This window comes from Winogradskyella sp., from assembly GCF_965656915.1.
GTDB lineage: Bacteria > Bacteroidota > Bacteroidia > Flavobacteriales > Flavobacteriaceae > Winogradskyella.
Window position 1 is genome coordinate 1 of the sequence record NZ_CBFHMI010000051.1, and the last position, 15,873, is coordinate 15,873.

A 15,873-nucleotide genomic window follows, 5' to 3' on the forward strand; every position below is an offset into this window, starting at 1 on the left:
TGTTAGGAACATTGACCTGCTATGCAAACGACAATGCAAATAACCCAACCATAAATCATTATATAAATGAAGGTAACTTTATTACTATTATAAACTCATATGGTAAAGTGATATATTCTGGAAAGATAAAATACACCGGAAAATTAACAAGACTATACGATTTTACTCAATTAGAAAATGGCACATATACGATAGAAATCAATAAAGATTTTGAAATTGAAAAGAATTCTATTGAAGTTAAAAACGGTAAAGTAACTTTTATAGAAAATACGAAAGAGAAGATTTTTAAACCAGTTTTTAGAACTAATGATGCAAGACTAATTATTTCTAAACTTGGAATTGATACCAATGAAATGAAAGTTGAGCTTTACTTTGAAGGTGAACTAATATATTCAGACTCAGTTAAAGGAAATGAAGTTTTGAATAGAGTTTACAAGTTAGATAAAAATCTACCAGGTGAATATAGAGCCGTTGTAATGGCAAATGATAGAACATTCACTGAGAAATTTAGAATATAAATCGTTGTTTTTATATTAGTTTAGTTACTTATTAGTAGAAAGGTGGGTTTTTATAGCCCACTTTTTAGTTTTAACAAACTTGAATCTTCATTATTTCTTACCACTAACAAATACGTTTTATTATCAATAGTAATTGGTTTTATATGCTGAACATTTCCAGGTATCGACAATCCGCTCTCTGATGCTGGTATCGCTTCAAACTTTGAATCATTATTAATTAATGTTGCTCCAATGGATGCATCATAACGTCCAAATTCTGCATCTGTACCATAGAAATTTCCTCCGGTTACAATATCCATTTTGCCATCTTCATTTAAATCGTTGACAAACACATCATTGATGACAGAAATTTGAGTTTCTGTTGGCAAATTCTGAGCTTTAAAGTTTGTTCCATTAGTATTAATAAATAAAGTGTGTTGTAAATGATTGGCTTTAAGAATATTTACATTTTTAAGTTCTTCAGCAGTAAATATATCATTGATTGTAGCACTCGCATATGGCTCGTAACGTGTAAATCTCTTTTTAAGCATTACCATATGATTAAGCATACGATCTCTGTTATGTATTGGATAACTTACACCATCTATATAAGTACATAATACTGCATCTAAGCTGCCATTTTTGTCAAAATCTTTATAATATAAAGTTGTTGGTTGGCTATCTGAAGCTTTAAAAATTGAATTGAGCCCTAAATTACCTCCAATAACATCCTTAAAACCATCTCCATTGACATCTGCAATTGATATAGAGTTCCACCAACCTACTTTATCATTTAATCCAAATTCCGCTGTCTTATTAGTGTAACTTCCATTCTCAAATTTAAACACTGATATTGGCATCCATTCGCCAGAAATAATTAATTCTTTTATACCATCATTATCTAAATCTTCAAATTCGGCATCAGTTATCATTCCAATATTAGAAAGTCCTTCAGACCATTTAGAGGTTACGTCTTTAAATATGCCATTTGTATTTTTTAGAATATAGCTTTTTGGGGTTTCAGGATATCGACCAGGAGTGACTCGAGACCCAATAAATACATCTAGCTGTCCATCTCCATCAATATCATGTACTTTAACCACAGAGCCACTCGTTAAAACATCAGGTAAAGCATTAGATATTTTTTGGAAATTACCATTTCCATCATTAAAATATAACCGGTCTTTATAATTCTGACTACCAACTTTGTGCTCACTGCCTCCACTAACCACGTATAAATCTATATATCCATCTGAATTCGCATCAAAAAACACAGCATCTGTGTCTTCATACATTTTATCTACATTAAAACTAGGTGTTGTTCTTAAGTTAAAAGAACCTGTTGCGTTTTGAGTAAATAGTTTCCCTGTAAAGCCTAAAGCACCTCCTAAATAGATATCTTCTAATCCATCTCCATTAACATCTGCAATTGCGACTGCAGGCCCTTCTTCACTATATTTATGATGCAATAGTACTTCGCGTTTAAAATCTATAAAATCATTTTCCTTATGTGTAAATGCACCTTTTAATTTTGAAGTTGCATCCTCAAAGTATTTTGAAGGATTACTCGAGTTGGTATATCTGGAATTAGGTTCTCTTTTTACTGTTGTTATTTCATTAGTTACTGGATTATTTATGGTTTGCAATTGCTGATCTGGCCAGATTATATCAAGCTTTTTGGCAGTTAAACTTTCTTTGAAACCAAAATGTAATTTATGCTGTGAAGACGATAAAAATCCTCGTGTTGGGTTATATGTTTCGGTAATCTCAGTGCCATCAGACAGTGTCAATTTTGCAATAGTACCTTGCGTTACTTTTCCAGATTCGTGCTCGAATTTTAATGAAATAAAATTATTTTGTAGAATTTCCTTACCATTATTTTTCATTATAAATGGAAAGTCATTTAAGTTATTGACAACTATATCCAAATAACCGTCGTTGTTTAAATCTGCATATGCAGATCCATTTGAGAATGTTGGTCTGCCGCTATTCCATTTAATAGATACATCTTTAAAACTAGTTTTACCATTATTTTTGAATAAGAATGCTGAAACCGGAACACTAGGGATATTCTCAATCCATTCCTTCAGAGTAATCTCTTTTGTATTAAGTTTCTTTTGTAGACCATCCATTTTATAACGCGAATAGTCATTATTTGTCACATCTCTATTATATCCATTAGTAATATGAAGATCCTTTAATCCATCGTTATTAAAATCTGCAAATAAGGCACTCCAACTCCATTCTGTTTGTGCTAAATTATCTAAGAACGCTATATTAGAGAAATGTTTTGTTCCCGTATTTATTTGTAATGCATTTGATGAATACTGCGTCCCAAATCCATAGGATGTCATTTTTTGGAATTTATCATAATTCTGTGCCATCATCATCATTTTTCGTCTATGATTTTCTTTTGGAGACATGTCTAACGTAAACAAATCCAAATGACCATCGTTATTAATGTCTGCGAAATCAGATCCCATGGAAGAAAACGACGTCTGACTAAAATAGTCATCAACCTCATCTTTAAATACATTATTACCTTTATTAATTAAAAGCCGATCTGGCATCATGTAGTCATTACAGACATATATATCTGGTCTAAAGTCATTATTGAAATCACCTATTACGGCACTTAATCCGAAGGCATCATTTAAAACACCAGCCTTGCTAGAAATATCAACAAATTTTTAATTATTGTTTTGGTAAAACCTGTCGGTTACTCCCTCATAAGTCTTTGGTTCTGCTCTAACTATTTCGCCATTCTCATTTTGAGTAACTTTAATCGTATTAGATTCTCGCATGTTACTCGAATGATTTAAAACATAAACGTCTAAATCATTATCCCCATCAGAATCAAAGAAATACGCCTGTACTGAATAACCTGCATCATCTAAACCAAAAGACTTTGCGCTTTCTTTAAACGTTAAATCACCCTGATTTATATATAATAAATTGCGTCGTAAGTCGTCATTACTAATGGCTGATTTACATACATAAATATCTAATAAGCCATCATTATTAACATCTGCCATTGTAACACCTGTTTTAAAACCCGCACCACCATTTACTTTTGCAGATTCCGTGATGTCCTTAAACTTGAAATTTCCTTCGTTTAAATAGAGTTTATTTGCAACTGTATTACCTGAAAAATAAATATCGTCTAATCCATCATTATTAATATCACCAATTGCAACACCACCACCATTATATAGATATTCATAAAGTAAGAAATTGAAAGATTCGGTCTCGGTGATTTGATTTTGAAAATCAATATTTGTCGTTGACGGATCTAAGTATTCAAACAACTCAGATTCACTAGAAACGTTATTGCTCTTTGCATCTGATATTGGAGTTTCGTTGTTTTCAGTTACATCTTCTTTACAATTAAAAAATGTAAAGAGTGTAACCGTAAATAGTATTAGTTGAATATTTCGCACAATATTATTGTTGTAGTTTCTTTAAAATTAAGTTGGCAATATAAGCCCCTTGTTTTCCGCCTTCTTCCACACCTTGCATGTAGTGAATTCCACCATAAAAACGACTTAAATTTACTTGGTTTGCTGCTTCTTTGAAGGAATTAAAAGATCGCTCTTCTAAATCAAATCGCATTTGCGTATTGTCTGTAAATGCATAATTATCACCAAAAATACTGGTTAACATCTCTGCAGCCGAAGCTGAAGTTGCACTATGTCCACTCGTATATTCAGGGAAAGATGGCGTTTGTAAAATAGACTCCCAATCAGGATCAATATATTCTTGAATATATGTGATTGGTCTCACTAAATCTGTTTTATATTTTACATGCCATGCACCAATAATTGCATCGAACATGGCCATTGAGGTTAGGGTATATGCTTTAGTGGTGGTAACATAGTCTGAGTTTTCTTTCTCTGTAATCTGATTAACAATATTAAGCCAGTGACCAGGTGGTGTAAACTTATGTATTGTTGTTACCATGTGCCCTTTATGAATAGTTAAGATAGGATTACAATCCCAAAACCATGCTATTTTTCCTTTCTCCTCAGTAGTACTTAAGGATTCTTCATAGACCTCTTTAACCATTTTATAAAACTCTGAGTTTTTATCTGTACTGTAAGTTGGTAATGGTTTATACTTATAGACATTGGCACTATCAATTACTAAAGGTCTTATATTATCCCAATAAGGCTCTAATGCAGTTGCGTAATCTGGTGGTGTCTCACGCCAGTTTTCTGGTTTTTTTGTACTTGTAAACCGTGGATATGTCCTAGTCTCAATGTACATGTCTTTATCTATCCAAGCACTTAATTGCTTTGTAATCTCAGAAGCATATGCTTCTGAACTTTTAATAAGTTCTTCTGATAAACCATTTTCTTTTGCCTGAGATTTAAGGTTTAATGTTAATTCATCAAAGTATTGTTCAGAATAAATGAGTTTTTTTCCAATAGTAGAGAATGCCAATAAGGCCGAGAGTTCGGGATTAACATCACTCTTTTCTGGTACTTTAAAGTTATCTAGGCCATTTAATTTAGACGTTACCTCTGGCAAACTATCATTTAGTATACTCTGCAATGTTATATAATGAGCCAAATGTGAATAGGCATAAATTCTACTTGCAACAGGTGGAGTAAAAGCATCTTCCATCACACTTTCTAGAAGTACCGTATTTGCTGAACTTAAATCGTTACGGTCAAAAATTACAGTAGCTTCTTCAGAGTCCTTTTTGCAGGAAAACACTGTCAAAGCTATGATTAATAATAAAAGTCGAGTTTTCATAAGTAGTATTGATTGGTCGAATAAATATAGTTATTTATTTAAATTGAACAAGTTTTACACCTTTTCACTAGTTGTAATACAATTGGTTATGGATAAACGGTAATTCTAAAAAAGCTTTAATTGTCCGCCTTTGTATTGCTCGTGAAGATTTTTATTTAATACTGGCATCGTTGTATCCTTAAAATATCTCATTTTAGCTAATTTTACGGTATCGTTAATTTGCTTTGCTATATTCCCTTCACCTCTCATTCGCACACCAAATCTACTTTCATTTAAATTTCCGTCATGACAATTTGCAATTTGATTTAATACTTTATTCGCTCGTTCTGGCATTGCTTTTTTTATCCAATCTGTAAAAATTTCACCTATTGCTCCATTTAATCTAACTATTGTATGCCCAAATCCTAGAGCTCCTGCCTTAGAAATAGCATTGGCCATTGATAATATTTCATGACTATTAATGGAAGGTATTATTGGAGCTAACATTACATTAACTGGTATGCCGTTAGCGCTCAGTTCTGATATTACCTGTAAACGTCTTTTAATTGTTGTAGTTCTTGGTTCTAATATACGTCTTGTGTCTTCAGATAATGAAGTAATAGATACATTTACTGCGACCAAATTCTCTTTAGCTAATTGTTTTAAAATATCTAAATCTCGAAGCACTAAAGCGTTCTTAGTAATAATACCAACAGGGTGTTTATATTTTAAAAAAACGTCTAAACAACGTCTGGTAATCTTATATTTTTGCTCTGCTGGCTGATAGCAGTCAGTATTACCAGACATAACGATAGTTTGCGCTCTCCAGTTTTTTCTATTTATGAATTTTTCTAATAGCTCTGGCGCTGACTTTTTAACTAAAACACGACGTTCAAAATCTAAACCAGCGCTATAACCCCAAAATTCATGAGTGTTACGAGCATAACAATAAATACAACCATGTTCACATCCTTGATATGAATTCATTGAATAACTCATAGCAACATCCGGGCTTTTAACCTTATTTACAATGGTCTTTGGAAATACATTAAGATATTGAGTTTTATTATTATCTGCTATTTCTCCTTCTTTTTCGCAAAACTCTAAAAAATCATCTCTCATTTCGTGAGACAATTCAACAAATCGGTTGTGAATATTGTTCTGTGCTCCTCTTCCTTTTAAAATAGGTTTAGATTTCATTCTATAAAAATAGAATGAAAATCAGCTATTAGTGGCTACAACTTGTAGTTTTAAGAAGGTTAATTTCGAATACAAATGTGTTAATATTCTTAATTTCAGTAATTTAAAATTACTATAAGTTTGTAAAAAGCAATTACCATGAAAAGATACTATATGTTTTTGGTTACATTTAGTCCTTTAGTATTATTAGGTCTTTTAATACTAAGTCCTTTTTATTTAATCCATAAGATTGTTGATGAAAGGTCTAACACTTCAGACCTGAGTTAATAAGATCATCTATTTTCCTGGAAAATTAGCTTTACGCTTTTCTAAAAATGCGGTAGTTCCCTCTTTAAAGTCTTCGGTACCAAAGCACTTACCAAATTGTTCAATCTCAACCTTATAGCCGTCTTTTCCATCTTTATAATTTGCATTTATAGCTTTAATAGCTTTACCAATGGCAACTGAAGAATTGCGCATTATTCTACCTGCAATTTTCTCACACAATGGTAAGAGTTCATTAAGTTCTACAACGTGATTTACTAAACCGTAATTTAGGGCTTCATTAGCATCTATCATACCAGCCGTCATTACCATTTCCATGGCTCTACCCTTGCCTACTAATTGCGGTAAGCGTTGCGTGCCTCCATATCCTGGGATAACGCCTAAAGACACTTCTGGAAGTCCCATTTTAGCATTGGTACTTGCGACTCTAAAATGACAAGCCATTGCTAATTCTAAACCACCACCCAAGGCAAAACCATTGACTGCTGCTATAACTGGAGTATTAAGGTTTTCTACAAAATCAAATAATATCTTTTGTCCCTGAGCAGCTAAATTACCGCCATCATCCACATTAAAATCTGCAAACTCGCTAATATCAGCTCCCGCAACAAAAGCCTTTTCTCCACTTCCTGTGATAATTATTACTTTAGTGTCTTTGTCATTATTAGCTTCATCAAACGCCTCATGAAGTTCTTGAATTGTATCTCTATTTAAGGCATTTAATTTGTTTGGTCTATTAATAGTAATTGTTGCGATACCACTTGAAAAGTTTGATTCTATATTATTGTAACTCATTGTTGTAATTTATTTAATTCTTTCTTTCAGTTATTCTTTCGGGAATGAAACCATGAACACAGTTCCTTTTCCGGCTTGAGAAGTAAAGGTAATATTTCCTTTATAAGTCTCTACAATATTTTTAACCATTGCAAGTCCTAATCCCATTCCGCTAGTTTTAGTCGTAAACTTAGGTTCGAATATTTTTGATTTGGTTTCTTCTTCAATACCACTTCCGTTATCAGTTATCCTAATTTTAACTAAGTTATCTTCAGAGAATACGCCAACATCTATTCTTGGATCTGAAGCATCCTTTGGCATGGCCTGTATACCGTTTTTTACCAAATTTGTTACGACTCTAATTAGTTGAGTTCTATCAAATTTAGCAATGATTTTTTCAGATTCTGCTTCGAAATTAATATAATCTTCGTTAAAAATATCTAGAGCTAATTTTACAATTTGTACCACATTGAGAACTTCGCTTTTTTGTGCTGGCATTTTTGCAAAATTTGAAAATGCTGATGCTATAGAACTCATAGTGTCTATTTGCTGAATTAATGTATTACTGTACTCATTGACTTTTTGATGGATATTCTCATCCTCTGGATTAAACTTTCGCTGAAAACTCTGTACACTTAAACGCATTGGTGTGAGTGGGTTTTTAATTTCGTGAGCAACCTGCTTTGCCATTTCTCTCCAAGCCTGTTCACGCTCACTAGTTGCTAACTTCACAGCACTGGCTTCGAGTTCATCAATCATGCTATTGTATGAATTCACTAATGTTTCAATCTCTTCACTTGAGGATTCTATTTCAATTTTTTTATTTCGTTTTTCAAGTCGTAATTCATTCATTTTATCACTAATTGTTTTCAGTGATTTGGTAATATATTTTGAAATGAAATAAGCAAATACTATCGCAGCCAAAATCATAGCCATATAAGCAAATCCAAGACGCAATAAGAATTCATTCAACTCTCTATTAAGAAAATCATCATTCTCTAAATAAGGCAAATTAAGAATGGCTAAATTCTTAAACTTTTTATCTGTTATATAGGAATAAGACGACTGAAACGTTTGTCCATTTTCATCTTTTTTAAGAACATAACGATGCTCTGCCGTATTGGATAATTGATTTAAAACCTCAGCATCCAGACATAAGTCTGTAGTATCTCGTTGAATGGTTCGCTTTGAGCTTATTAATAATTGACCTTCCAAATCATAAAGATTGATCTGCAGGTTGTGAATGGCATCAATATCAAAAATTTCATCTTTGAAAATAAGTGGAATGTTCTCTGTGGTTACAGGATAAGTGGTTTTTTCCTGAATTACCAAATCTATGCTCTTGCGTATGGCTTTTTCCTTACGTTCTAGTCGCTCCCTATGATAATCCCTTGCCTCTTCATTATATTGATAAATTGTAACTGCTGCAATTAATATAGAAGCCAGTAACACTAAAAGTATCATGGCTACAAAAATTCTTGCTCTTAAGGACAGTCTTTTAATTTTCATTAGGTTTTATAAAGTACTAAATATAGCAATAATCAAGCCAATTAAGCTTCTGGGTTTTTAGACCTAATATTCTTGTAAAGTTTAAAACCAAGCATAATAAGAATCCCCAAAACAACAATACCAATTACACCGAAAATCCAGTTTATGGAATTCTTTAATATGACTAAAAAAACTACGGCAAATAATATAAAGGTTGCACCTTCATTCCAGATACGCATAAAGTTTGAAGTGATTTTAACCTCATCCTTTTGAAGTTGCTTGTAATATATGTGTGTTTTGTAATGGTATACAAAAAGTAGTAAAACAAAGAGTAGTTTTACATGCATCCAACCTTGTTGAAGCCAGGCAGGATTTATAATTAACAACCATATAGCGAATAGCGTTGATAAAATAGCAGAAGGCCAGGTAATAATAAACCAGAGTCGTTTTGCCATTAGTTTTAATTGTTTACCCAATATTTCTTTATCTGGTGAAGGCTTATGAAATGCTTCTATCTGATAGACAAACAATCTCGGGATGTAGAACAGACCAGCAAACCATGTGATTACAAAAATGAGATGCAGGGATTTTATATAGTTGTAGTATTCCATTTAATCTTCAACAAATAAATAGTTTAATTGCTTTGAATTGAAAGCTAGATTAAATGCCATAATCTCATCATTTAAAATGGTATTAAATGCCGCTAACTGTTTTTCAATCTTCCCAGTTAATTCATTTTTAACAGCAATATCCTGTTCTGTTGGTGCAAAATCTCCCATACTAACTAATGAATTTAAATGCCCTAATTTATTTGTTAATTTTATTGGGAAATTTAATGGGTCTTGACCACTTCTGTTTTTGGTTTGATACAATTCCTTTTCAATATTAGATAATTGCTCTTCTAAAGCCTCAGCTTTTTCTACTAGATCTTTGACGTTTTCATCTTCTTTATACTGCTTTTGAAAAGCTCCTAGTTGTGCATTTATTTTTCTAATTTTCTTAATAGATTTATGAGCTTCATCCATTGTTTTATTAACATCTTTAATAAAATCAAACTGTTTCTGCATATCGGCTAAAGTACTTTCAGCTCTTGGATCAGCAAGTATTGTAAAATTCTCAGATTGTATATCACCATTGACATTTAAACTCACTTTGTATTCTCCTGGAATCGTCCTGGGTCCTTGCAAACTTGCCCACCATAAAATCATACCTTTAAGTCGCTCAGCTCCATCATAGGTCATGTTCCAAACAAACTGATTTGCACCTTTCTCTACGGTTAGTTTATTTTCTTTGTCTTTGTTAGAATAGGTTTTAATCGTATCACCTTTGGTGTCAAAATAGGTTAAAGACACTTTATCATCGTCTTTATAATCTTTCAAATTGAAATAGGTAATAACTCCATTTGGATGATTGGTTCCTGCAGTTTTACTCCCTTTTCTACTACCACCACGCATTCTATATGTGTCTTTTGGTTTAAATAATACATTTTTACTTAAATCTGTATCATACAACTGATGAATAACAGTCAAGTCATCAATTATCCAAAGACTTCGTCCTTGTGTTGCAACAATTAAGTTGTTGTTCTTAATTGTTAAATCTGTAATTGGAACAATTGGTAAGTTGAGTTGAAATGGTTTCCAATCTTTTCCATCGTTAAAAGAAATGTACATTCCTGTTTCTGTCCCTGCATACAATAATCCTTTATGCTTAGGATCTTCTCTTAAAACTCTTGTGAAATGTTCTTCATTAATACCGTTTGTAATTTTCTTCCAGGTCTTACCGTAATCTGTTGTTTTATATAAGTAAGGCGCAAAATCTCCTACTTTATATTTAGTACCTGCTACATAGCATGTACCAGCATCAAAGGCACTTGGTTCTATACTGTTTATCATCATCCATTCAGGCATTCCTTTTGGCGTCACGTTATCCCATGTTTTACCGCCATCTTGTGTTACATGAATTAATCCGTCGTCACTTCCAACCCATAATAACCCTTCTTTTAATGGTGATTCCTGAGCGGCAAAAATGGTACAATAGTATTCTACAGAAGTATTGTCTTGTGTAATTGGTCCGCCTGAAGATTTTAACTTTTCAGGATCATTTCTTGTTAAGTCCGGACTAATAATATCCCATGATTGTCCTTCATTTTCTGTGACATGCACATGTTGCGAAAAGGTGTACAATCTATTTGGATTATGCTTTGAAAATATAATTGGGAAATTCCACTGAAAACGATATTTCATTCCTTCTGCTCCGTGACCCATTGGGTTATCTGGCCATACATTTACTGCTCTAACAGTACCTGTTTTATGATTAACGCGAGTTAGAAAACCATCATAACTTCCACCATATACAATGTCATTATCTTCAGGATCTACAGCAATATGAGCAGATTCACCACCAGCTGTACTTTCCCAATCATCTTCAGTTATGGAATAACCATCTGTACGGTGTGGAATTCTGATTGTTGAATTATCTTGTTGTGCCACGTAGATTCTGTAAGGAAATGCATTATCTGTAGTTACACGGTAAAACTGAGATGTAGGCTGATTGTAATAGGTACTCCATGTTTCACCACCATCATAGGTAACTTGTGCTCCGCCATCATCACCAATAATCATTCGGTGTGGATTTTCTGGTGCAATCCAAAGATCATGGTGATCACCATGTGGTGCATTATAGGTACTAAATGTTCTTCCTCCATCTGTACTTTTATGATACCTCACATTTAAAACATAAACAGTATTTACATCTTCTGTATCTGCATAAACTCTTGTATAATACCATGCACGTTGGCGTAATTTACGTTCGCTGTTCACCTGGCCCCATGTTTCACCTCCATCATCGCTACGATATAAACCGCCTTGCTCTTTATTTTCTACAATGGCCCAAATACGCTGATTGTTTATAGGTGACACTGTAACTCCGATGATGCCCAATATACCTTCAGGGAAGCCTTTATTAATTGAAATTTCTGTCCAGGTTTCTCCGCTATCCGTACTTTTCCATAGCGCAGAACCTTCTCCGCCTGAACATAAACTGTAAGGTGTTCTCTTAACACGCCATGTTGATGCGAAAAGTATTCTTGGATTTGTTGGATCCATGATTAAGTCTACAACACCTGCGTGTTCATTTGAGAATAATATTTTTCTCCATGTTTTTCCTCCATCAGTACTTTTATAAACACCTCTTTCTTCAGTTGGTTTGTAAATATTACCCATCACACCAGCGTATACTATATTATGGTTTGTGGGATGGATTGCAATTCTTGGTACATGACGCGAATTTTTTAAACCAGATTCACTCCAAGTTTTACCAGCATCAACACTTTTCCAGATGCCGTAACCTGACGAGACATTACCTCTTACCGTTTTCTCACCACCTCCCACATATATTACATTAGGATCACTTTTAGAAACAGCAATAGAACCAATACTACCACCAAAATAACCATCTGAGATATTCTCCCATTGTCTACCACCATTTGTGGTTTTCCAAATACCACCACCAGTAGCACCAAAATAAAATAAGTTTGGTTTGTTTGGAACTCCTGTTACTGCCGCACTTCTTCCGCCTCTAAATGGACCAAGTAATCGGTATTCTAAGGCACCGTAATCTGATTGTTGAAAGTCTTGTGATTGTACATTGATGCTAAAAAAACAAAGCAGAAGTACTGCTATTTTGGTTAGAAATTTCATATTAAATAAGCGTTGGTTTTAGAATTCTAAAATTACGGATTTAATATTATTTTGTCACCTTTGGCAATAATTTTAACTTCACCTCTCTATCTAAAAAATAAGCAGTCACTATGGTTGATAGAACATCAGAAATTGGAAATGACATCCAAACTCCAATTTCACCATAGTATTTTGGTAAAATTAGTATTAAAGGAATAAAGAAAATTCCTTGACGTGTTAAGGTAAGTAACAATGCAGGTATGGCTTTACCAACCGCTTGAAAGTATGCTGCACCAATTAATTGCACAGCGACGATTGGTGTAGCTGCAAAAACCCATCTCATTGCCGGTGGAGTCTCTCGTAATACATCCGAATCTTGAGTGAATAATTTTGTAATGGCGTCTGGGAAAATCATCAGGAAAATAAAAACAACAGTTGCCAATAATGCCGCATATTTTATTGCTGTTATAATCGAGTCGCGAACACGTTTATATTTTTCAGCACCATAATTAAAACCAGCAATAGGGAGGAATCCCTGAGTAATACCATACACAGGAAATAATGCAAACATTAACATCCTTCCAACTATAGCGTAAGCCGTAACAGACGTTTCCCCACCTAAATCAAATAGAATATTATTCATTAATAAATAGGTTACACTGACTATGGCTTGTCTTGAAAGTGTAACAAAACCTAATGAACTAATCTCTTTTACTATGGGTAGGTCTAAACCAAAGCGATTAACGTTGAGTTTTAATTCTGAATTTTTGGAAAGAAAAAACCACAAAATAAATAAAAAACATAGAATATAAGATCCCGTGGTTGCCCATGCTGCACCTGCCATTCCAAAATCAAAAACTTTAATAAAAAGCACATCTAAAAGTAAATTACCAACCGATGGAAACATCATCGCATACATAGCAAATTTTGGTTTGCCTTCTGCTCTTATTACAGTATTACCCATCATACAAAGTGCTAGAACAGGCACTCCATAAAGCACTATTTTATAATAAACTTTAGCAGGTTCAAAAATGGTACCTTTACCACCAAAAGCTGGTATTAAATCGTCAATATACCATAAACCAAAAATTACAAATACTACTGTAATTAAAGCCGTTAATGTAATCTGATTTCCAAACGTTTTGAGTGCTTTTATACTATTATCAGCTCCTAGTGCTCGGGAAATAATAGAAGAACCACCGACTCCAATTGCCATTCCTAACGCAGCAATAAAAAAGGATACTGGTAATACTACATTAATAGCAGCAATAGCTGTTGGTCCTATCCAATTACCTACAAAAATAGTATCAACCAAAATATTTAGAGACATTACTAAAATGCCTATTGAAGCAGGTACCGCTTGTTTAATGAGTAACTTGCCTATGGGTTGACTACCTAATTCTTGTGAAGATACTTTGGCCATTAAACGGTTACAGAATTTTCATCAGTTGCCCATTCCTCTATCATATTAGCAAGAACTTCAGCAAAATCTTCGCGTTCATTGAGACAAGGAATTACAGTGAAATCCTTTCCGCCAACTTCATGAAAGATTTCTTCACCTTCCATGGCAATTTCCTCTAGTGTTTCTAAGCAATCACTCACAAATGCAGGTGTTACGATAGCCATTTTTTTAACACCTTCTTTTCCCATACGCTCAATAGTACGGTCGGTATAGGGTTTTAACCATGGATCAAAACCAAGCCTAGATTGAAAGGTTGTGGAATAGGTTCCTTTTTTTAAACCTAACTTTTTAGCTACATTAATCGTAGTGATTTCGCATTGATGACGATAGCAAAACTCATGCTGTTTACTTCCCATTTTAAAACAACATTTGCCGTCCATCTTACAGTTTCCGTTAGTAATATCACTTTTACGAATATGTCTTTCAGGAACTCCGTGATAGCTGAATAAAATATGCTCATAATCTACACCTTCAAGTGTTTCTGCTATACTTTGTGAAAGCGCATTAATATAGTCTTCACGATTATAAAACGCAGGAGTACGCGTAATCTTAACTTGTGGAAAATGTTCAGCAACCAATTCATCTATCTTTACATCAATGGTTTCAGTTGTTGCCATAGCAAATTGAGGGTATAGTGGAATTGTCTTTATTTCAGTACATCCTTTATCTACTAATTCCTGTAGGCCATTCTTTATGGTCATACTGCCATAGCGCATGGCTAGTGCAACAGGATAGTCTACTTGCCTTTGTAATTTTTCCTGTAGTCGTTCTGATAATACAATTAATGGTGATCCTTCTTCCCACCAAATCTTTTTGTAGGCTTTTGCAGAAGCTTTTGGCCTTGTGTTTAAAATAATGCCTTTTACCAAAAGAGTTCTAGCCCATAATGGGACATCTATAACACGTTTGTCCATTAAAAATTCACCTAAATATTTTTTTACATCCTTAGGCTCTGGCGAATCTGGTGAACCTAAATTCACTAATAAAATTCCTTTTTTCATAGTTTTCAATTGCAATGCAAAAATACAACTCTATATGCAATGGCTCTAAATAAGTGTGATAGGTTTTTTTTATGCTGTTATCATCAAATATTTTGACTAATTAATGGTTATAATTATTATTGTAAATATCTATAATATTCGTTTTATATCGAGTTTTGATTTGAGTTCATGGATGTTTCAACTATTTAAATATCTTTACAAGCCTTGTTTTAAAAATTATTATGAAAAAAATTGCATCACTCTTTCTAATTTTATTTTCTATAGCCTGTTTCTCCCAACAGCAGTACCAAAGCTTACTTTGGAAAATTACTGGTAATGGCCTTGAAAAACCCTCGTACCTCTATGGAACCATGCATGTAAGTAAAAAAGTAGCTTTTAGATTAGATGATGTTTTTTACAAAGCACTCAACGAAAGCGATTGTATTGCATTAGAATCTGACCCAACAACATGGCCAGGTTTTAACTATGATATGATGATTAGTGAAATGGCTTATTACAATAGCTATAGAAGTCAATTTTACACAAGTCTGTTTAAGTTAACTCATCCGGAAGAAATGGCGATTAGAGCTTCTGTTAGAATGGACAATAATGCTGTAAATGCCTATTTATACAGAAAAAATAGTCAGTCAGATAATTTTGAAGAAGAGACGTATTTAGATATGTTCATCTTTCAGGCAGGAAAAAAGAATAATAAAGAAATTGTTGGTTTAGAAGATTTAGCAGAATCTAGATATCTGGTGACAAAAGCAAGTTTTAATCCAGATAAAAAGGAT

12 protein-coding genes are annotated in these 15,873 nt (G+C 33.4%); 2 read left to right on the forward strand and 10 right to left on the reverse strand.

All coding sequences use genetic code 11. The features are described from left to right. The coding region (locus tag ACTG3Y_RS10990) for a hypothetical protein (protein WP_439152973.1) at positions 1-518 on the forward strand (518 nt) is incomplete at its 5' end. Positions 519-568: 50 nt separating this feature from the next. On the opposite strand, the gene ACTG3Y_RS10995 is transcribed toward ACTG3Y_RS10990, so the two are convergent. From ACTG3Y_RS10995 to hemH, 10 genes are all read right to left on the reverse strand, one after another. Then, a complete protein-coding gene (locus ACTG3Y_RS10995; RefSeq protein ID WP_439152984.1) occupies positions 569-3,175 on the reverse strand; it encodes a VCBS repeat-containing protein in 2,607 nt (868 codons plus the stop codon). A 12-nt stretch (positions 3,176-3,187) separates the two neighbouring features. Next, positions 3,188-3,937: an FG-GAP repeat domain-containing protein gene (locus ACTG3Y_RS11000; protein ID WP_439152974.1), complete on the reverse strand. Its 750-nt coding sequence runs from the start codon at positions 3,935-3,937 to the stop codon at positions 3,188-3,190. Positions 3,938-3,941: 4 nt separating this feature from the next. After that, on the reverse strand, positions 3,942-5,255 hold the full coding sequence (locus ACTG3Y_RS11005) for a vanadium-dependent haloperoxidase (RefSeq protein WP_439152975.1): 1,314 nt from the start codon (positions 5,253-5,255) through the stop codon (positions 3,942-3,944). Positions 5,256-5,360: 105 nt separating this feature from the next. Continuing rightward, positions 5,361-6,434 (reverse strand): PA0069 family radical SAM protein, encoded by a 1,074-nt coding sequence (locus ACTG3Y_RS11010; RefSeq protein WP_439152976.1) that lies wholly within the window; start codon positions 6,432-6,434, stop codon positions 5,361-5,363. Positions 6,435-6,710: 276 nt separating this feature from the next. Then, positions 6,711-7,493: an enoyl-CoA hydratase/isomerase family protein gene (locus ACTG3Y_RS11015; protein ID WP_439152977.1), complete on the reverse strand. Its 783-nt coding sequence runs from the start codon at positions 7,491-7,493 to the stop codon at positions 6,711-6,713. Positions 7,494-7,523: 30 nt separating this feature from the next. After that, positions 7,524-8,981 (reverse strand): sensor histidine kinase, encoded by a 1,458-nt coding sequence (locus tag ACTG3Y_RS11020; protein WP_439152978.1) that lies wholly within the window; start codon positions 8,979-8,981, stop codon positions 7,524-7,526. Between the two features lie 41 nt (positions 8,982-9,022). Beyond that, on the reverse strand, positions 9,023-9,571 hold the full coding sequence (locus ACTG3Y_RS11025; RefSeq protein ID WP_439152979.1) for a CopD family protein: 549 nt from the start codon (positions 9,569-9,571) through the stop codon (positions 9,023-9,025). Beyond that, the gene (locus ACTG3Y_RS11030) at positions 9,572-12,658 is read right to left on the reverse strand and encodes a VPS10 domain-containing protein (RefSeq protein WP_439152980.1); all 3,087 of its coding nucleotides are present in this window, start codon (positions 12,656-12,658) and stop codon (positions 9,572-9,574) included. 46 nt (positions 12,659-12,704) lie between these two features. After that, positions 12,705-14,060, reverse strand: coding sequence for an MATE family efflux transporter (locus ACTG3Y_RS11035; RefSeq protein WP_439152981.1), 1,356 nt, complete (start codon positions 14,058-14,060; stop codon positions 12,705-12,707). After that, positions 14,060-15,100: a ferrochelatase gene (hemH, locus tag ACTG3Y_RS11040; protein WP_439152982.1), complete on the reverse strand. Its 1,041-nt coding sequence runs from the start codon at positions 15,098-15,100 to the stop codon at positions 14,060-14,062. The genes ACTG3Y_RS11035 and hemH overlap by 1 nt, the downstream gene beginning before the upstream one ends. A 221-nt stretch (positions 15,101-15,321) precedes the next feature. Here hemH and ACTG3Y_RS11045 point away from each other — a divergent pair. Further along, a partial coding sequence (locus tag ACTG3Y_RS11045; RefSeq protein ID WP_439152983.1) for a TraB/GumN family protein occupies positions 15,322-15,873 on the forward strand: 552 nt, incomplete at its 3' end.